17 protein-coding genes are annotated in these 18,032 nt (G+C 69.9%); 11 read left to right on the plus strand and 6 right to left on the minus strand.

All coding sequences use genetic code 11. The features are described 5' to 3' along the window. The first annotated feature begins 49 nt into the window (after positions 1-49). The 5 genes from atpA to ACFW9O_RS29435 all read left to right on the plus strand — a co-directional run bounded on the left by atpA (position 50) and on the right by ACFW9O_RS29435 (position 5,056). Positions 50-1,621, plus strand: coding sequence for a F0F1 ATP synthase subunit alpha (gene atpA / locus ACFW9O_RS29415; protein ID WP_329207311.1), 1,572 nt, complete (start codon positions 50-52; stop codon positions 1,619-1,621). 3 nt (positions 1,622-1,624) lie between these two features. Further along, on the plus strand, positions 1,625-2,542 hold the full coding sequence (locus ACFW9O_RS29420; protein ID WP_329207309.1) for a F0F1 ATP synthase subunit gamma: 918 nt from the start codon (positions 1,625-1,627) through the stop codon (positions 2,540-2,542). Further along, positions 2,542-3,984, plus strand: coding sequence for a F0F1 ATP synthase subunit beta (gene atpD, locus ACFW9O_RS29425; protein WP_329207307.1), 1,443 nt, complete (start codon positions 2,542-2,544; stop codon positions 3,982-3,984). The genes ACFW9O_RS29420 and atpD overlap by 1 nt, the downstream gene beginning before the upstream one ends. A 109-nt stretch (positions 3,985-4,093) precedes the next feature. Beyond that, complete coding sequence (locus tag ACFW9O_RS29430) at positions 4,094-4,468, plus strand: F0F1 ATP synthase subunit epsilon (RefSeq protein WP_351165886.1); 375 nt, start codon at positions 4,094-4,096, stop codon at positions 4,466-4,468. A gap of 141 nt (positions 4,469-4,609) precedes the next feature. Continuing rightward, positions 4,610-5,056 (plus strand): DUF2550 domain-containing protein, encoded by a 447-nt coding sequence (locus ACFW9O_RS29435; protein ID WP_351165883.1) that lies wholly within the window; start codon positions 4,610-4,612, stop codon positions 5,054-5,056. Between the two features lie 155 nt (positions 5,057-5,211). Here ACFW9O_RS29435 and ACFW9O_RS29440 read toward each other — a convergent pair whose 3' ends face one another. The 3 genes from ACFW9O_RS29440 to ACFW9O_RS29450 all read right to left on the minus strand — a co-directional run bounded on the left by ACFW9O_RS29440 (position 5,212) and on the right by ACFW9O_RS29450 (position 9,109). After that, positions 5,212-7,092, minus strand: coding sequence for a glycoside hydrolase family 18 chitinase (locus ACFW9O_RS29440; RefSeq protein WP_351165881.1), 1,881 nt, complete (start codon positions 7,090-7,092; stop codon positions 5,212-5,214). A gap of 173 nt (positions 7,093-7,265) precedes the next feature. After that, positions 7,266-7,916: a response regulator gene (locus ACFW9O_RS29445; RefSeq protein WP_384613496.1), complete on the minus strand. Its 651-nt coding sequence runs from the start codon at positions 7,914-7,916 to the stop codon at positions 7,266-7,268. Next, a complete protein-coding gene (locus tag ACFW9O_RS29450) occupies positions 7,913-9,109 on the minus strand; it encodes a sensor histidine kinase (protein ID WP_384613498.1) in 1,197 nt (398 codons plus the stop codon). Before ACFW9O_RS29450 ends, ACFW9O_RS29445 begins: the two co-directional genes overlap by 4 nt. Before the next feature lie 151 nt (positions 9,110-9,260). Here ACFW9O_RS29450 and ACFW9O_RS29455 point away from each other — a divergent pair, with 151 nt between their 5' ends. Then, complete coding sequence (locus tag ACFW9O_RS29455; protein WP_329207298.1) at positions 9,261-9,827, plus strand: hypothetical protein; 567 nt, start codon at positions 9,261-9,263, stop codon at positions 9,825-9,827. A gap of 28 nt (positions 9,828-9,855) precedes the next feature. Here ACFW9O_RS29455 and ACFW9O_RS29460 read toward each other — a convergent pair whose 3' ends face one another. Beyond that, complete coding sequence (locus tag ACFW9O_RS29460) at positions 9,856-10,428, minus strand: cob(I)yrinic acid a,c-diamide adenosyltransferase (protein ID WP_356423850.1); 573 nt, start codon at positions 10,426-10,428, stop codon at positions 9,856-9,858. Positions 10,429-10,742: 314 nt separating this feature from the next. Between ACFW9O_RS29460 and ACFW9O_RS29465 the strand changes: the two genes are divergently transcribed. The 3 genes from ACFW9O_RS29465 (at position 10,743) to ACFW9O_RS29475 (ending at position 14,868) form a co-directional block, all read left to right on the plus strand. Then, the gene (locus ACFW9O_RS29465) at positions 10,743-11,591 is read left to right on the plus strand and encodes a 3-hydroxyacyl-CoA dehydrogenase family protein (RefSeq protein ID WP_384613500.1); all 849 of its coding nucleotides are present in this window, start codon (positions 10,743-10,745) and stop codon (positions 11,589-11,591) included. 245 nt (positions 11,592-11,836) lie between these two features. Beyond that, positions 11,837-12,160, plus strand: a complete 324-nt coding sequence (locus ACFW9O_RS29470) for an STAS domain-containing protein (protein ID WP_384613501.1) — start codon at positions 11,837-11,839, stop codon at positions 12,158-12,160. Between the two features lie 212 nt (positions 12,161-12,372). Then, positions 12,373-14,868, plus strand: coding sequence for an ATP-binding protein (locus tag ACFW9O_RS29475; protein WP_384613503.1), 2,496 nt, complete (start codon positions 12,373-12,375; stop codon positions 14,866-14,868). Positions 14,869-15,013: 145 nt separating this feature from the next. Here ACFW9O_RS29475 and nucS read toward each other — a convergent pair whose 3' ends face one another. After that, positions 15,014-15,685, minus strand: coding sequence for an endonuclease NucS (gene nucS, locus ACFW9O_RS29480; RefSeq protein WP_351165862.1), 672 nt, complete (start codon positions 15,683-15,685; stop codon positions 15,014-15,016). A 262-nt stretch (positions 15,686-15,947) separates the two neighbouring features. Between nucS and ACFW9O_RS29485 the strand changes: the two genes are divergently transcribed. After that, positions 15,948-16,340, plus strand: a complete 393-nt coding sequence (locus ACFW9O_RS29485; RefSeq protein ID WP_014154035.1) for an SCO5389 family protein — start codon at positions 15,948-15,950, stop codon at positions 16,338-16,340. A 97-nt stretch (positions 16,341-16,437) separates the two neighbouring features. On the opposite strand, the gene ACFW9O_RS29490 is transcribed toward ACFW9O_RS29485, so the two are convergent. Then, positions 16,438-17,469, minus strand: coding sequence for an LLM class flavin-dependent oxidoreductase (locus ACFW9O_RS29490; protein WP_351165859.1), 1,032 nt, complete (start codon positions 17,467-17,469; stop codon positions 16,438-16,440). A 218-nt stretch (positions 17,470-17,687) separates the two neighbouring features. Here ACFW9O_RS29490 and ACFW9O_RS29495 point away from each other — a divergent pair, with 218 nt between their 5' ends. Continuing rightward, complete coding sequence (locus tag ACFW9O_RS29495; RefSeq protein WP_329207283.1) at positions 17,688-18,017, plus strand: ATP/GTP-binding protein; 330 nt, start codon at positions 17,688-17,690, stop codon at positions 18,015-18,017. Positions 18,018-18,032 lie beyond the last annotated feature (15 nt).

The following is an 18,032-nucleotide window of genomic DNA, read 5'->3' on the forward strand; positions in this document are numbered from 1 at the left end:
AGACCCCCTTAAGAAACTTCGGGCCCAACAAGGAGAGCAGGGAACCCAGATGGCGGAGCTCACGATCCGGCCGGAGGAGATCCGGGACGCACTGGAGAACTTTGTCCAGTCGTACCAGCCGGACGCGGCCTCGCGCGAGGAGGTCGGTACGGTCAGCGTTGCCGGCGACGGCATCGCGAAGGTGGAGGGCCTGCCCTCCGCCATGGCGAACGAGCTGCTGAAGTTCGAGGACGGAACCCTCGGTCTCGCCCTCAACCTCGAGGAGCGCGAGATCGGTGCGATCGTCCTCGGCGAGTTCAGCGGAATCGAGGAGGGCCAGCCGGTGCAGCGCACCGGTGAGGTGCTCTCCGTCGGCGTCGGCGAGGGTTACCTCGGCCGCGTCGTCGACCCGCTCGGCAACCCGATCGACGGTCTCGGCGAGATCGCGACCGAAGGCCGCCGCGCCCTCGAGCTGCAGGCCCCTGGCGTCATGGTCCGCAAGTCGGTGCACGAGCCGATGCAGACCGGCTACAAGGCCGTCGACGCCATGGTGCCGATCGGCCGCGGCCAGCGTCAGCTGATCATCGGTGACCGTCAGACGGGTAAGACCGCTCTGGCTGTCGACACGATCATCAACCAGCGCGACAACTGGCGCTCGGGCGACGTGAACAAGCAGGTGCGCTGCATCTACGTCGCCATCGGTCAGAAGGGCTCCACCATCGCCTCCGTGCGAGGTGCCCTGGAAGAGGCCGGCGCGCTCGAGTACACGACCATCGTCGCCGCCCCGGCGTCCGACCCGGCCGGCTTCAAGTACCTGGCGCCGTACACCGGTTCGGCCATCGGTCAGCACTGGATGTACGACGGCAAGCACGTTCTGATCATCTTCGACGACCTTTCGAAGCAGGCCGACGCCTACCGCGCCGTGTCGCTTCTGCTGCGCCGTCCGCCGGGCCGCGAGGCCTACCCGGGCGACGTCTTCTACCTGCACTCGCGTCTGCTGGAGCGCTGCGCCAAGCTCTCCGACGACATGGGCGCCGGTTCGATGACGGGCCTCCCGATCGTCGAGACCAAGGCGAACGACGTGTCGGCGTTCATTCCGACCAACGTCATCTCCATCACCGACGGCCAGTGCTTCCTGGAGTCCGACCTGTTCAACGCGGGTCAGCGTCCGGCGCTCAACGTCGGTATCTCGGTCTCCCGAGTCGGTGGCTCCGCCCAGCACAAGGCCATGAAGCAGGTTTCCGGCCGTCTGCGCGTGGACCTCGCCCAGTACCGCGAGCTGGAGGCGTTCGCCGCCTTCGGTTCCGACCTGGACGCGGCCTCCAAGGCTTCGCTGGAGCGCGGTAAGCGCATGGTCGAGCTGCTGAAGCAGCCCCAGTACGCCCCGTTCCCGATGGAGGAGCAGGTCGTCTCCGTCTGGGCCGGCACCACGGGCAAGATGGACGACGTCCCGGTCGAGGACATCCGTCGCTTCGAGGGCGAGCTGCTGGAGTACCTGCGCCGTGAGCGCAAGGACCTCCTGACCAGCATCGCCGAGGGCGGCAAGATGTCCGACGACACGCTGCAGTCGATCGCCGACGCGATCGCAGCCTTCAAGCAGCAGTTCGAGACCTCGGACGGCAAGCTTCTGGGCGAGGGCTGATCGATGGGCGCTCAGCTTCGCGTTTACAAGCGCCGCATCCAAGCCGTCACCGCGACCAAGAAGATCACCAAGGCGATGGAGATGATCGCCGCCTCGCGCATCGTCAAGGCGCAGCGCAAGGTGACGGCGTCGATGCCGTACGCGACCGAGCTCACCCGCGCGGTGACCGCGGTGGCGACCGGCTCCAACACCAAGCACCCGCTCACCACCGAGGCCGACGCCCCGGTGCGGGCCGCGGTCCTGCTCCTCACGAGCGACCGCGGTCTGGCCGGCGGCTACTCCTCCAACGCCATCAAGGCGGCGGAGCGGCTGCGTGAGCGGCTGGCGGCCGAGGGCAAGGAGGTCGACACGTACATCGTCGGCCGCAAGGGTGTCGCCTACTACGGTTTCCGTGAGCGCAAGGTCGCGGAGTCGTGGACCGGCTTCACCGACAGCCCGGAGTACGCGGACGCCAAGAAGATCGCCGCACCCCTGATCGAGTCCATCCAGAAGGACACGGCCGAGGGTGGCGTCGACGAGCTGCACATCGTCTACACCGAGTTCGTGTCGATGATGACGCAGAACGCGGTCGACGGCCGGATGCTGCCGCTCTCGCTCGACCAGGTCGCGGAGGAGAGCGGTGCGAAGGACGAGATCCTTCCGCTGTTCGACTTCGAGCCGTCGGCCGAGGACGTCCTCGACGCTCTTCTGCCGCGCTACGTCGAGAGCCGCATCTACAACGCACTGCTGCAGGCAGCCGCTTCCGAGCACGCTGCCCGCCGCCGCGCGATGAAGTCGGCGACCGACAACGCCGGGGATCTGATCAAGAGCCTCTCCCGGCTTGCCAACGCGGCCCGCCAGGCCGAAATCACCCAGGAAATCAGCGAGATCGTCGGCGGTGCAGGTGCGCTGGCCGACGCGTCCGCGGGGAGTGACAAGTAATGACGACGACAGTTGAGACGGCCGCTGCCACGGGCCGCGTCGCCCGGGTCATCGGCCCGGTCGTCGACGTGGAGTTCCCCGTCGACGCGATGCCGGAGATCTACAACGCCCTGCACGTCGAGGTCGACGACCCGGCCGAGGCCGGCGCTCGTAAGACGCTGACCCTCGAGGTCGCCCAGCACCTGGGTGACGGCGTGGTCCGCGCGATCTCGATGCAGCCCACCGACGGTCTGGTCCGCCAGGCCCCGGTGACCGACACCGGCAAGGGCATCATGGTGCCGGTCGGTGACATCACCAAGGGCAAGGTGTTCAACACCCTCGGTCAGATCCTGAACGAGCCCGAGGCCGAGTCGCAGATCACCGAGCGCTGGCCGATCCACCGCAAGGCCCCGGCCTTCGACCAGCTCGAGTCCAAGACCGAGATGTTCGAGACCGGCCTGAAGGTCGTCGACCTGCTGACCCCGTACGTCAAGGGCGGCAAGATCGGTCTGTTCGGTGGTGCGGGCGTCGGCAAGACGGTCCTCATCCAGGAAATGATCATGCGTGTGGCGAAGCTGCACGACGGTGTGTCGGTGTTCGCCGGTGTCGGCGAGCGCACCCGTGAGGGCAACGACCTCATCGACGAGATGACCGACTCGGGCGTCCTGGAGAAGACCGCGCTGGTCTTCGGCCAGATGGACGAGCCGCCGGGCACCCGTCTTCGGGTCGCGCTGTCCGCCCTGACCATGGCGGAGTACTTCCGCGATGTGCAGAAGCAGGACGTGCTGCTCTTCATCGACAACATCTTCCGCTTCACGCAGGCCGGTTCCGAGGTCTCCACGCTGCTCGGCCGTATGCCGTCCGCAGTGGGTTACCAGCCGACCCTGGCCGACGAGATGGGTGTGCTCCAGGAGCGCATCACCTCGACGCGTGGTCACTCGATCACCTCGATGCAGGCGATCTACGTCCCCGCGGACGACCTGACCGACCCGGCCCCGGCCACCACGTTCGCCCACCTCGACGCGACGACGGTTCTTTCCCGTCCGATCTCCGAGAAGGGCATCTACCCGGCCGTGGACCCGCTGGACTCCACGTCCCGCATCCTGGACCCGCGCTACATCGCGCAGGACCACTACGACACGGCCAGCCGCGTCAAGGGGATCCTGCAGAAGTACAAGGACCTCCAGGACATCATCGCGATCCTCGGTATCGACGAGCTGGGCGAGGAGGACAAGCTCGTTGTCCACCGTGCCCGTCGCGTCGAGCGCTTCCTGTCGCAGAACACCCACGCCGCCAAGCAGTTCACCGGCCTGGACGGTTCGGACGTGCCGCTCGACGAGTCGATCGCCGCGTTCAACTCGATCTGCGACGGTGAGTACGACCACTTCCCCGAGCAGGCGTTCTTCATGTGCGGTGGCATTGAGGACCTCAAGGCCAACGCCAAGGAGCTCGGCGTCTCCTGAGCCTCCGGCTCACCGAGGGGGGTGGGTGTGTCCCGCCCCCCTCACCACGCCCCGTAGAATTGACCCAACACCCGGCATGACCGCCGGGTGGTGACCCGAGGAGCCACCCTTGGCTGCTGAGCTGCATGTCGAGCTGGTCGCCGCGGACCGCAGTGTCTGGTCCGGCGAGGCCACCCTCGTTGTCGCACGTACCACGTCCGGCGACATCGGCGTCATGCCCGGTCACCAGCCGCTCCTGGGTGTGCTGGAATCGGGCCCGGTGACGATCCGTACGAGCGACGGCGGGACTGTTGTCGCCGCTGTGCACGGCGGTTTCATCTCGTTCGCTGACGACAAGCTCTCGCTTCTGGCGGAGATTGCCGAGCTTGCGGACGAGATCGACGTCCAGCGTGCCGAGCGCGCGCTGGACCGTGCGAAGTCGGACACGGACGCCGCCGCCGAGCGGCGTGCCGATGTGCGACTGCGTGCGGTGGCGGTGTCCTGACACCCCCACGATGTGTTTTTTACTCAGCCGCGGCCCGAGCTGGAATTATCCAGACCGTGTCGCGGCTGAGGCGATGCAGGTGCAGTTCGGTTCGGCTCGGTTCGGTATCCGTTACTCGACGATGCGAGGAGGTCGGTGGAGATGGTCCTCGCATTGTGGGTGGGCGGTCTGGTAGTCGTACTGGTCGCGGTGGGTCTGTTCGTCTTCGGCCTGCGCAGGCGGCTGATCCAGCGTTCGGGCGGGACCTTCGACTGCAGTCTGCGCTGGGACGTGTCCCAGGAACCGGACCCGTCCGGCAAGGGCTGGGTGTACGGCGTCGCGCGCTACAGCGGTGACCGTGTCGACTGGTTCCGGGTCTTCTCCTACGCGCCCCGTCCGCGCCGCGGCCTGGAGCGCTCCGCGATCGAGGTGGTCGCGCGCCGGCTGCCCGAGGGCGAGGAGGAGCTGGCACTCCTGTCCGACTCCGTCGTGCTCGGCTGTCTCCACCGGGGGATCCGCCTGGAGCTGGCGATGAGCGAGGACGCGCTGACCGGCTTCCTCGCCTGGCTGGAGGCGGCTCCGCCCGGCCAGCGAGTCAATGTGGCTTAGGCAAAAGGGCGCTCGCTGATTGAGGTCCCCCCGAACGGAACGGGGGACGGCGAACGTGGCCTGACGGCCGCAGACATGCGAAAACCGGGGAGACAGGGGGCGGACCTGTCTCCCCGGCGCTTTTTCGGGGGCGTGCGTGCCTACGGCGTGGGGATCTAGTTGAGGCCGTTGTCCATGGCGCTCACGAGCTCGCCGTTGGTGGTGTCACCACTGAACTCCCAGAAGAACGCGCCTCCCAGGCCCTGGCTGTTCGCCCAGGCCATCTTGGACGTGATCGTCGCCGGGGTGTCGTAGCTCCACCAGTTGGTGCCGCAGTGGGCGTACGCGGTGCCGGCGATGGTGCCGGTGGCGGGGCAGGTGTTCTTGAGGACCTTGTAGTCCTCGTTGCCGGCCTCGTAGGTGCCCGGGGCCGCACCGGTCGCCGTGCCGCCGGGGGCGGACTGGGTGACGCCGGTCCAGCCGCGGCCGTAGAAGCCGATGCCGAGGAGCAGCTTCGAGGCGGGGACGCCCTGGGCCTTCAGCTTGGCGATCGCCGCGGCGGAGTTGAAGCCCTCCTGCGGGATGCCGGTGTACGAGGTCAGCGGCGAGTGCGGGGCCGTCGGGCCCTTGGGTGCGAAGGCGCCGAAGAAGTCGTACGTCATCACGTTGTACCAGTTCATGGACTGCGCGGCGCCGGCGTAGTCGGCGGCGTCGATCTTGCCGCCCGTCGAGCCGTCCGCGGTGATCGCCGCGGTGACCAGGTTGTTGGCGCCGAACTTCGTCCGCAGCGCGGAGGCGACGTTCTTCAGTGCCGCCGGACCGCTGGTGTCACAGGTGAGACCGCAGGCGTTGGGGTACTCCCAGTCGATGTCGATGCCGTCGAAGACATCGGCCCAGCGGGGGTCCTCGACCAGGTCGTAGCAGGACTGCGCGAAGGCGGCCGGGTTCTGGGCTGCCTGCGGGAAGCCGCCGGACCAGGTCCAGCCACCGAAGGACCAGAGGACCTTGATGTGCGGGTACTTGGCCTTCAGCTTGCGCAGCTGGTTGAAGTTGCCGCGCAGCGGCTGGTCCCACGTGTCGGCGACGCCGTCGACCGACTGGTCGGCGGTGTAGGCCTTGTCGTAGTCGGCGTAGGAGTCACCGATGGTGCACCTGCCGTTCTGGACGTTGCCGAACGCGTAGTTGATGTGCGTGATCTTGGCGGCGGAGCCGGAGGTCACGAGGTTCTTCACGTGGTAGTTGCGTCCGTAGACGCCCCACTCGGTGAAGTAACCGAGGTTGATCTTGTCGCCGGTGCCGGGGCCCGGGTCGGTGGTGCCGGTGGTGCGGACGGCCACCGAGGAGCTGACCGGACCGGTCTGGTCGGCGGTGTCGCGGGCCTGCACCGTGTAGGAGTAGTCGGTGCCCTTGGTGAGACCGGTGTCGGTGTACGTCGTCGTGGTGACCGTGGCGACCTTGGCGCCGTCGCGCAGGACGTCGTAGTTCTTGATGCCGTTGTCGTCGGTGGCGGCGCTCCAGGTGAGCTTCGCCGAGGTGTCCGTGACGTTGCTGGCGGTGGGCGTACCGGGCTTGGACGGGGCGTTGTCGCCGGGGACGCTGCCGCCGTCACAGGAGGCGCCGTTCAGCTTGCAGCCGGAGGGGGAGCCGGTGCCGGTGCCGTTGAAGCCGAAGCTGATGCTGGCTCCCGGGGCGACCGTACCGTTCCAGCTGAGGTTCTTGGCGGTCCAGTGGGTTCCGGAGCTGGTGACGGCGGCGTCCCAGGCGGAGCCGACCGCGGTGCCGGAGGGGAAGTCCCACTCGATCGTCCAGGAGGAGAGGGCCGTGGTGCCGGTGTTCTTGACCGTCCACTGGCCCTCGAAGCCGGTGCCCCAGTCGGACTTCTTGACGTAGGTGGCCGTCGCCGAGGTGGCTGCCTCGGCGGGGGAGGCCAGGCCGACCATCGCGGCGAGCGGCAGAAGCAGCGCGGTGAAGCCCGCGACAGCCTTCGATCTGGTGGCTCCGCCGGCTCCGAGTCTCCATCTGAGTCTCGATCGGCGTAGGGGGGTTTCAGTGCTCAACGGTGCTCCTCGGGTGAGGTCCGACAAACGGGGGGTGGTCCGTGGACTGCAAACCCTGCGTCGCCCTGAGAGCGCCTTGTCATGGCGTACTCACCGCAGTGTGCGTGTTCGGTGAGATTAGGAAGGTCTGGACCAATCGTCAAGAGGTCCAGACCAAAGATCAGAGCTAAACCTCAGAGATCCAACTCCTGGGCGAGCACTGCCGCTTGGACCCGGCTCCTCAGTTCCAGCTTGCCCAGCAGCCTGCTGACGTGCGTCTTCGCCGTCGCCTCCGCCATCGAGAGCCTCGCCGCGATCTCCGCGTTCGACAGCCCCTCACCGAGAGCGCCCAGTACCTCGCGTTCCCGCCGGGTCAGTGCGTCGAGCACCGCCGGATCCGGGGCGTCCGGCCGGCGTGCGGGCGCGGTCACGGCGAACTCCGCGATCAGCCGCCGCGTCACGGCCGGCGCGATCATCCCCTCGCCGCGCGCCACCGTACGCACCGCGTCCAGCAGGTCGTGCGCGTCGGTGTCCTTCAGCAGGAAGCCCGCCGCGCCCGCCCGCAGCGCCCCGAAGACGTACTCGTCCAGATCGAACGTCGTCAGCACCAGTACGTCGGCGAGCCGCTCCGCCACGACCTGCCGCGTCGCCGACACCCCGTCGAGCCGGGGCATCTGGACGTCCATCAGCACCAGATCCGGGCGCAGTTCGCGGGCCAGGCGCACCGCGCTCTCGCCGTCCCCCGCCTCGCCCACCACCTCGATGTCCGGTGCGCTGCCCAGGATCAGTACCAGCCCCGCGCGCACCGCCGCCTGGTCCTCGGCGACCAGTACCCGGATCGTCATGTCCCCAACGCCCTCTCCTCGACAGGCAGTTCCGCCCGCACCTGCCAGATCTTCGTACCGTCCCCCGCGGAGACGGGCCCCGCCCCGATCGTTCCGCCGAGCAGGGCCACCCGCTCCCGCATCCCCACCAGGCCGGCTCCCGAACCGGGTGCACGCGGTCCCGGGCGGCTGCCGAACACACTGGTGACCTCCACCGTCAGAAGGTTCCCCGAGCGGCCGAGGCCGACCGCCACCGGGCCCGGCGCGGCATGCTTCAACGCGTTCGTCAGGGACTCCTGGACGATGCGGTACGCGGCCAGCTCCACCGGTGCGGGCAGCCGTCCCGGCTCCTCACGGGTGTCGGTGAGCGTGACGGTCAGTCCGCTGGACGCGGAGTTCGCCCCCGCCTGTTCGACGAGGGCGTCCAGGGACGCCAGGGTCGGTGCCGCGCTCGGCCGGGCGTCGGCGCCGCCGGCGCGCAGCAGCCCGATCAGCCGCCGCATCTCCGCGAGGCCGTCGACGCTGTTCTGCCGGATCACCCCGAGGGCGTCGCGCGAGGTATCCGGTTCGTCGATGGAGAGCGCGGCGGTGGAGTGGATGGCGATCGCCGACAGGTGGTTGGCGACCATGTCGTGCAGTTCGCGGGCCATCCGGGAGCGCTCGGCGGTCACCGCCTGGGCCCGGTCCATCTCCGCCAGCAGCGCCGTCTGGTCGGCGCGCAGCCGGGCGGTCTCGGCGGCGTCGCGGTGGTTGCGGACGCTGACGCCGGTGATGGCGGGGCCGAACGAGACCAGTCCGGTGACGACGCCGATCAGCAGCGCCTCCGCGGTGCGGTACCAGGCGAGGAAACCGATCGTGACCGCGACGGTGACCAGGAACGTGGTCACCGGGATCCGGCGGGCCGCGGCCGGCGTCCCGTACAGCACGGCGGCGTACATGATGTCGGTGAACATCAGCACGGTGGCCAGACTGCCCGTCGTGAACTGATCGGCGACCAGGGTGAGCGTGCCGATGACCAGCGCCGTCCGCGGTGCGCTCCGCCGGAGCAGTTCCAGCCCGGCCATGACCGCGAGCGGCACGAGGGCCACCCAGTGCGCGTCGAGGAGCCTGCCGTTCTGCGTGTGCAGGCCCGCCAGCCAGAGCACCAGACCGCCGGACAGCCCGATGACCGCGATCAGTACGTCGTGGCGGTGCGGGCGCGCGAAGAGGGACACCCGTCCATCCAACACGTCGGGGCGCCGCCGGACGTCCGTACGACGGGTGAGGCGCGGCTACATCGAAGGATGCAGTCACGATTCGTCACTGCCGACGACGCCCCGGGGCCCGGCGGACGGGAGGCTGGAGGGGACCGGGAGGAGAAGTGCCGTGATCGTCACACTGATCGTGCTCTGCGAGGTCGGCTTCTGGGTGCTGCTCGCAGCCGGACTGGCGCTGCGGTACGTCGCGAGGAAGCCCCGGCTGGGTGCGGCCGTGCTGCTGTGCGAGCCCCTGCTGGAGGTCGTCCTGCTGGTGGTGACGGCCATCGACCTGAAGAACGGCGCGGAGCCGGACTGGAAGCACGGCCTGGCCGCCGTCTACATCGGCTTCACCGTGGGACTCGGCCACTCCACCATCAAGTGGGTCGACGCCAGGGTCGCCCACCGCTTCGCGGGCGGCCCGCCGCCGGTGAGGCCCCCGAAGTACGGGATGGCGCGTGCCGCCCACGAGTGGCGCACCGCGGCCCGCTGGACGGTGGCCGCCGTGACGGCGACGGCCCTGCTCCAGCTGGCGATCTGGTACGTGGGCGGCGACGGGGACATCGGGTCGCTGCGGATGTGGCAGCAGAAGATGCTCTGGGTGATCGGGATCAACGTGGTCATCGCCGGGAGCTACACGCTGTTCCCCAAGGCGGAACCGGACAACCCCGCGAAGCGGGTGAAGGCGGACCGCTGAGCGCCCGGGCGCCGCAGGGCGGGCGGGCTCAGCGCTCGCCGCCCGGAACCCAGAGCACGTCCCCGACCTCCTTGTTCGCCGTCCTCGCCAGGATGAACAGGAGGTCGGAGAGGCGGTTCAGATAGGTCGCCGTCAGCGCGTTCATCGAGTCCCCGTGCACCTCGAGCGCCGACCAGGTGGACCGCTCCGCCCGCCGCACCACCGTGCACGCCTGGTGCAGCAGGGCCGCTCCCGGGGTGCCGCCCGGCAGGATGAAGCTGCGCAGCTTCTCCAGGTCCTCCAGGAAGGTGTCGCAGTCCCCTTCCAGCTTGTCGATGTAGGACTGCTCGACCCGCAGCGGCGGGTACTCGGGGTTCTCCACGACGGGTGTGCACAGATCGGCGCCCACGTCGAACAGGTCGTTCTGGACGCGGACGAGGACCTTCACGACGTCCTCGGAGAGCTGCCCGAGCGCGATCGCCGCGCCGATGGCCGCGTTGGCCTCGTTGGCGTCGGCGTACGCCGAGATCCGCAGATCGGTCTTGGCGGTCCGGCTCATGTCGCCGAGGGCGGTGGTGCCCTGGTCGCCGGTACGGGTGTAGATGCGCGTCAGATTGACCATGCGGCCAGCCTAGTTACGCTCCGGCCCCGCGGAGGACACGTGTGCCGACCGTCACGGCCAGGAGGCGAAGCCGAGCGGGACGCCGGGCCCACCCCCGGCAGCGTTGCCCGCAGGTCCACGGACAGGGCTGCGAGGACGAGCGGCGGGCGTACCCAACTACGCGCGGCGCGCCGCCGAATGACCTCCGGCGGTGTGATGTCCGTCATGTGAGACGTGACGCGCATCTCTTCGCGGCCCCAGGGCCCCTCACGGGTACTAATCTCCGCCGGAGAGCATGTGGAAGAACCGGTTGTTGAATGCATAGGGGTGCGAACGTGGCCAGGAAGCTCGCCGTCATCGGCGCCGGACTCATGGGGTCCGGTATCGCGCAGGTCTCCGCCCAGGCGGGCTGGGACGTCGTGCTGCGCGATGTCACCGACGAGGCCCTGGCCCGCGGTCGTGGCGGCATCGAGGCCAGCTACGACCGGTTCGTCTCCAAGGGCAAGATGGATGCGGCCGACGCCGAAGCCGCACTCGCCCGGATCACCACGACCACGGATCTCGACGCGGTGGCGGACGCGGATGTCGTCGTCGAGGCCGTCTTCGAGAAGCTCGAGGTCAAGCACGAGATCTTCCGGACGCTCGACAAGGTCGTACGGGAGGACGCCGTCCTCGCCTCCAACACTTCCGCCATCCCGATCACCAAGATCGCGGCCGTGACGGAGCGGCCGGAGCGCGTCGTCGGTGTGCACTTCTTCTCGCCGGTGCCCATGATGCAGCTCTGCGAGCTGGTGCGCGGCTACAAGACGAGCGACGAAACCCTCGCCACCGCGCGGGAGTTCGCCGAGTCCGTCGGCAAGACGTGCATCGTCGTCAACCGTGACGTCGCGGGCTTCGTCACCACCAGGCTGATCTCGGCTCTCGTCGTCGAGGCCGCCAAGCTGTACGAGTCCGGCGTCGCCTCGGCCGAGGACATCGACACCGCGTGCAAGCTGGGCTTCGGCCACGCCATGGGCCCGCTCGCCACGGCCGACCTGACCGGCGTCGACATCCTCCTGCACGCCACCGGCAACATCTACACCGAGTCGCAGGACGAGAAGTTCGCCGCCCCGGAGCTGATGCGCCGGATGGTCGATGCAGGTGACATCGGCCGCAAGAGTGGGCAGGGCTTCTACACCTACTGATCGTTTCCGGGCCCCCGGCCGCCTGATCTGCCGTCGATCAGGCCCGGGAGCCTCGGAGTCCGGCGCGTCGACCGGGATCCGGATCGCGTAGCTCCGGCGGGCCGCCTTCACCCCTCAGGGTGAATTCGGTATCGGTTCGCTTACAGACGGCAACTTCTCCGTCGCCGGGGCAGTCAGTGGTGGCAGAGGCAGAAGAGAAAACCAGACAGACCGACCTTGCTACGGGGTACTTCCGGGGAGCGCATATGTACATCAGGGGCGACCATGCCCAGCTGGTCGTCGGGGGCCGCCTCGACGTCCGAAGCGCGGCGGACGCCCGTACGGTTCTGCACTCGGCCGTCGACGACGGAGCCGGCGACCTCGTGCTGGACCTGACCGAGCTGGACTCGTGGGACGCCACAGGACTCGGCGTCATCATGGGCGCGCACCGCAGAGCCGGCCGGGCAGGCCGGCGGCTGGTGCTGCGCGGGGTGCCGCCGCAGATGCAGCGCCTGCTGGTGGCGACCAGACTGCATCGCATTCTGGCCATCGAGGGCGGAATCGCCGCAGACTCCCTGCCGCGCGTCTGAGGCGACCGCGCCGCGGACCACGCACAATCCTCACGAGACTGTGATGTCTTGGGCGGCGCGGCCCCCCACTCGTTCGTAGATACTGTGCGAGGGTTTAGGGTTCGGCCGTCTGCCGACGACTGACCCGAAGAGCAGACACCGGACCGGAGCGACAGCGGGCGTGCGAGGCCGGGAGGGGCAACCGCGCGCTACGCGTCTGGGGGGCTTTGACGATGGACCCGATCAACCGGGGACCGGATGAGTACGGCCGTGAACACGACCGTTCCGGGGAGGACGCCGCGCGGCGTCGGCAGTCCCGCGATCCTCTGACGCCCGACTTCGGGCACCAGACGCCACAGCAGTCACGCACGGTCCAGCTCATATCGGGCGACTTCCTGCTCACGATCAATCCGGTCGACGGCAGCGAGATCGAGCCCTGCAGGCCGGGCGAGCAGCCCGCCACCCCCGTACGGCACACGGCCGCGGAGCGTGCCGAACACGAGCGCGCCACCGCACCGCCCGTACCGCCGGGGCCTCCGGGACCCCAGCTGCCCCTGCTGGAGCGCCAGGAGGAGCGGGAGCGGCTGGTGCGGCTGCTGGCACGGGGCCGCTCGGTGCGGCTGACCGGTCCGGCCGGCTCCGGCCGCACGGCCCTGCTCAGTGCCGTGGCCGCCGACTGCGCGGACCTGGCACCCGACGGTGTCGTACGCCTCTCCGGCTACAAGCGCACCACCACCGACCTGCTGTACAACCTCTTCGAAGCCGTCCACCAGGCTCCGCTGCACCGGCCCGACCGCGAGGGGCTCCTGGCGCTCGTCCACGGCATCGGCGCCGTCGTCGTCCTCGACGACCTGGAGTTCGGCGGCGCCGCGCTGCAGGAACTCCTCGACGCGACGCCCGAGTGCGCGTTCCTGCTCGGCACGACACCCGACGTCGCCGCGCCCACCGCCGAGTCGAACCTCGAAGAGGTCTTCCTCGCCGGACTCGGCCGCAGCTCCTCGATCGAGCTGCTCGAGCGCGTCGTGGAGCGCCCCCTCACCGACGACGAGGCGAACTGGGCGGGCGACCTCTGGTTCGAGTCGGAAGGGCTGCCGCTGCGCTTCGTCCAGGCGGGCGCGCTGCTGCGCCAGCGCGACGAGCTGCGCACCGACCCGGAGACCTTCGGCGACGAATTCGACGACGAGCCCGGCGACGCGCCGTTCGGCCGGGCCGAGGCCCAGGACACGCCGCTGCCCAGCCTCGGGGAAGGCGCGGCGCCCGCCGCCCTGCTCGCCTCCCGGCTGAGCGAGGCCGCGCGCGACACCCTGCACTTCGCCGTCGCGCTCGGCGGCGAGGTCCCGCACCAGGCGCACCTGCCGGCGTTGGTGGGGGACACCCACGCCGATGCAGCGATGGGCGAACTGGACGCGTGCGGACTGCTCTCCCCGGCGGGCTCCCGCTACCGGCTCGCCGCGGGCATCCTGGCCCAGCTGGAGGCGAGCGGATACGGCGAGGACGCGAACGTGCGCGCCCGTACCGCCGCCCAGCACTACACCTGGTGGGCGGGCCACCCCTCCGTCACTCCCGAGCGTGCGGTCGCCGAGGCCGACGCGGTCCTCGCGGCCATGGCACGCCTCGTCCTGGGCGACCGGGCAGGGCAGGCCAGCGCGGCGGTCCTGCTGGCCCGCAGCGCCTCTCCGGCCTTCGCGGCGGGAATGTACTGGGGCGCCTGGGAGAAGGCCCTCAGGATCGGCCAGGAGGCCGCCAGGATCGCCGGAGAGGTGGCCGAAGAGGCCTACTTCCACCACGAGTTGGGCGTCCTGGCGCTGTGTACCGGCAATCTGGACCGGGCCAGGGCCGAGCTGGAGGCATCCATCGGCATGCGCGGCGCGCTCGCCGACAAGTCCGGCGCGGTCGCCGGACGCAGGGCGCTCGCCCTGGTCGCGGACCGCTCCGGCGGTCCGGGACAGAGCGATCGCACGCCCGCGGGCGAGGAGATACCGGCCGCGCGCCACGACGAGTCGGCCTCGCCGCCCGGCGGCATACCCGCGGCCATGCCCCTGTTCCCCCGCCAGACGGAGGAGCCGGCCACGCTGGTCACCCGGCAGGGTTCCCCCGCGGCGGGCAAGGGCGGGCTCGGCGGATTCAGCGGCCGTGTCGCGGTGCTCCAGGGCGCCCGGCGCAATCTGGTCGCCGTGGGTGCCGGCGCACTGCTGGCCGCCGTCCTCGGCACGGTGGTGACCCTGGGCGCGACGTCCGGCAGCGAGGACCCCGAGGGCCAGAACGTCACGACCGAGCAGTCGGCGAACGAGGACGACAGCGAGAGCGGCCTCTCCGCGGACGAGCCGACCGACGGTGCGGCCTCCGGCGACGCCAAGCCCGGCAAGGACGCCACCCCGGGCGCATCGGGCCGGGCCACCCCGTCCGGCAGCGGCACCCCGTCACCGGGCACATCGGGTTCGGGCTCGGGCCCGACGACGGGCACCACGTCGAGCGGCAGTCCCAGCGGCCGGCCCACGTCCGGCAACCCGTCGCCGACGAAGAAGCCGACGAAGACGCCGACCACTTCGCCCACCACACCGTCGACGCCCCCGACAGAGTCTCCTGACCCGACGGAGTCGCCGACCACGCCGGCGCCCACGACCGACCCGGAAACGTCCGACTCGGCCAGCGGCCCGGCGACCGCCTCGGCGACGAGCCCGGGCACCGGCCAGGCGGAGACGCCCGACAGCACGGCCACCGTGGCCTGAAACGGAACATCGCCGGACGGGACACTCGGGCCCGTCCGGCGATGGCGTGCGAGGGCGCCCGTACACGCCCCGCGGTGGCCGGGACCCGTACCGCCGGACGGTCCGGAATTCAAGCCCGCCCGGCGGCCGAGGACCCCGCCACGGCTCAGAACAGTCGCAGCTTGTCGTCCTCGATGCCCCGCATCGCGTTGTAGTCGAGGACCAGACACCCGATCCCGCGGTCCGTCGCCAGCACGCGGGCCTGCGGCTTGATCTCCTGGGCCGCGAACACACCCTTGACGGGCGCCAGATGAGGGTCCCGGTTGAGCAGCTCCAGGTAGCGGGTCAGCTGCTCCACACCGTCGATGTCGCCCCGCCGCTTCAGCTCGACGGCCACGGTCGCACCGTCCGCGTCCCGGCAGAGGATGTCGACCGGACCGATGGCGGTCGGGTACTCGCGGCGGATCAGGGTGAAGCCCTCACCGAGGATTTCCATCCGGTCGGCGAGAAGCTCCTGGAGGTGCGCTTCCACACCGTCCTTGATGAGCCCTGGATCGACACCCAGCTCATGGGACGAGTCGTGGAGGATTTCCTCCATCGTGATGATCAGTTTCTCGCCCGCTTTGTTCACCACGGTCCAGACGCCTTCGTTGTCGTCGGCGCCCTCCTTCAGGGTGCACGGCGGGGACATCCAGTTGAGGGGTTTGTAGGCCCGGTCGTCGGCGTGGATCGAGACGCTGCCGTCCGCCTTCACCAGGATCAGACGGGGGGCGGAGGGCAGGTGGGCGGTGAGCCGGCCCGCGTAGTCGACGGAGCAACGGGCGATGACGAGACGCATGGTCGGCAACGCTACTCGACTGCGGGCGGTCCACGCGATTCCCGTACGGGCCGCCGGCCCACCCCTTGACGGGCGCGCATCTGGCTTGCCCCTCTTTGCAACCGTTCGTAATTGGCCGGTTGTGTTCCCAATCTCCTGGTGCGGCCCGGACTGCGCCCTTAACGTGGAAGCAGGAGGTCGCCGTCTGTGTACACAGCGTCGCCGTCCTCCTTCCCTGCCCGTAAGGCCCCGGCCACCTGCCGGGGTCGCGAGAGGAGAACCCATGTCGCTCGACGTCTCACCGGCGCTGTTGGAACAGGCCGAGCGAGGCGAGGTCGACGAAGCCGACTTCGTCGACTGCGTCCGGACTTCCCTGCCCTACGCATGGGAGATGATCAGCTCTCTGGTGGCCCAGCTGAAGGTCGACGGCGGTCAGTTCGCCGACAACCAGACGCCCCCGCCGGACGAGCAGGCACGTGGTCAGCTGCTGCGCGCGCTCGCGAGTGATGCGATACGCGGCGCGCTGCAGCGGCACTTCGGGGTGCGCCTGGCATTCCAGAACTGCCACCGCGTCGCAGTGTTCCCGCTGGACGCCTCGGTCGACGAGCGCTTGGCCCGATTCACCTCGGTGAGGGGCCAGTTGCTCAATCAGTCGCCCGAACTACGGGACTGCTGAACGCTCCTGCTGCCGCTTCGGGCCGCGGGAGGTGCAACTGGCTCCGGGGCGGCAGCTCCCGCACCACCGCACCACCGGGACGACCTGTATGAACGGATCACTTCAGCAACGGCAGCACTTCGGTGCCCAGCCGTTGCACGTTCTCCTCGGTCGCCGCGAGATCGCCCGAGCCCTCCACCAGGAGTGCGAAGCGGGTGATGCCCGTGCGCTCCGCCGTGGCCGCGAGCCGGTCGGCCGCGAGCCGGGGCGGACCCACCGGATGCAGACCGCACAGGAACTCCGTGTACGCGACGGGGTCGCGCATCACCCGGTGCCTGCCGTCGACCGTCACATGGGCGTCGAGGCCCTGCCGCAGCCAGCCCGGCATCGCCTTCACGAGGGTCTCCGTCGCGTCGGCGGGACGGTCCGCGATCTGGGCCACCCCTGCGGACACATGTGCGACCGTCTCCACCACGTCCGCCGGCTGACCGGCCTCCCGGGCCGCCGACCGCCACAGCGCGACCATGTCGGCCTTCTCCTCGTCACCGCAGTGCATGCCGAGAAGCATGGGCAAACCCTTCCCAGCGGCGAGTTTCACGCTTTTTGGCGAGGTGCAGGCCACGATCACCTCGGGGCCCGCAGGACCGTCCCCGAGGAGCTCGTCCGCCCGCGGTACGACCGCCACCTCCCGGAAGCCGTAGCGCTCCCCGCGACCCGCCACCCGCGGCTTGCCCAGCCAGTCGAGCAGCAGCTCCAGCGACTCCGGGAAGTGCTTCTCGTACGCCTCCAGGCCGCCTCCGAACACCTCCAGGTCCACCCAGGGCCCGCCGCGCCCCACACCCAGCGTGAAGCGGCCGCCGCTGGTCAGATGCAGCAGTGCCGCCTGCTCGCCGAGCGCGACGGGATGCTGGGACGGCAGCACGCTCACCGCCGTGCCCACGCGGATTCTGCGGGTGCGGCCGAGCAGCAGCGCGGCCAGTGTCACGGCCGACGGGCAGACCCCGTACGGCACGAAATGATGTTCGGCCAGCCAGACCGAATCGAGCCCGGAATCCTCCGCGACCTCGGCGGACCGGACGGCTCGGTGCAGGGCTTCTCCCTGCCCCTGGCCCGGAAACTGGGCTGCCAGTACGAATGTTCCCACGCGCATCGCCTATTGCCTCCTTGCGGCCGACGCGGCTCCCCCTACCCGCAACAACGTCTGACACGTGCCAAAGGCACGGTCCGGAGAGAAGTTGTTGCGATTTTCCGGTAACTCACCCGTCTCGCGGGTGCGCTCACGCCACAACCGGACACGAAGGCTCTTCCGATGGCTCTACGCTGGACGGGATCCGTCCGTACTGCCCGTACCGCCCCGTGAGGTGTCACGTGTCCCCGCGCCGCAACCGCCCCCGAGGCGGCGAGAGTCCCACCGGTAACGCCCGCGAGGCGGCGGAGCGGTACGGCGGGGGCGGAGACACCGAGAGCTGGCAGGGCGAGGAGTGGTCCGTGCGTCCCGTGAGCGGCGCGAGCGCGATGGGCAAGCGGTACCGCTGCCCCGGCTGCGACCAGGAGATCCCGTCCGGTGTGCCGCACCTCGTCGCCTGGCCGGAGTTCGGCGGGATCGACGACCGCAGGCACTGGCACAAGGCCTGCTGGAACGCGAAGGACCGCCGCACCACGAGGGTGCAGCGGTCCAGGAACGCGCCACGCTACTGACCGGGCGCCGCGTGC

It is taken from the genome of Streptomyces sp. NPDC059499 (assembly GCF_042749285.1).
Classification (GTDB): Bacteria; Actinomycetota; Actinomycetes; order Streptomycetales; family Streptomycetaceae; genus Streptomyces.

Coding starts and splice junctions, on each gene's coding strand:
- ACFW9O_RS29490 (WP_351165859.1), bottom strand. CDS start 17,469: ATGCGCGTGGGAACATTCGTACTGGCAGCCCAGTTTCCGGGCCAGGGG.
- nucS (WP_351165862.1), bottom strand. CDS start 15,685: ATGCGTCTCGTCATCGCCCGTTGCTCCGTCGACTACGCGGGCCGGCTC.
- ACFW9O_RS29435 (WP_351165883.1), top strand. CDS start 4,610: ATGGTCCTCGCATTGTGGGTGGGCGGTCTGGTAGTCGTACTGGTCGCG.
- ACFW9O_RS29445 (WP_384613496.1), bottom strand. CDS start 7,916: ATGACGATCCGGGTACTGGTCGCCGAGGACCAGGCGGCGGTGCGCGCG.
- ACFW9O_RS29460 (WP_356423850.1), bottom strand. CDS start 10,428: ATGGTCAATCTGACGCGCATCTACACCCGTACCGGCGACCAGGGCACC.
- ACFW9O_RS29485 (WP_014154035.1), top strand. CDS start 15,948: ATGTCGCTCGACGTCTCACCGGCGCTGTTGGAACAGGCCGAGCGAGGC.
- atpA (WP_329207311.1), top strand. CDS start 50: ATGGCGGAGCTCACGATCCGGCCGGAGGAGATCCGGGACGCACTGGAG.
- atpD (WP_329207307.1), top strand. CDS start 2,542: ATGACGACGACAGTTGAGACGGCCGCTGCCACGGGCCGCGTCGCCCGG.
- ACFW9O_RS29420 (WP_329207309.1), top strand. CDS start 1,625: ATGGGCGCTCAGCTTCGCGTTTACAAGCGCCGCATCCAAGCCGTCACC.
- ACFW9O_RS29470 (WP_384613501.1), top strand. CDS start 11,837: ATGTACATCAGGGGCGACCATGCCCAGCTGGTCGTCGGGGGCCGCCTC.
- ACFW9O_RS29475 (WP_384613503.1), top strand. CDS start 12,373: ATGGACCCGATCAACCGGGGACCGGATGAGTACGGCCGTGAACACGAC.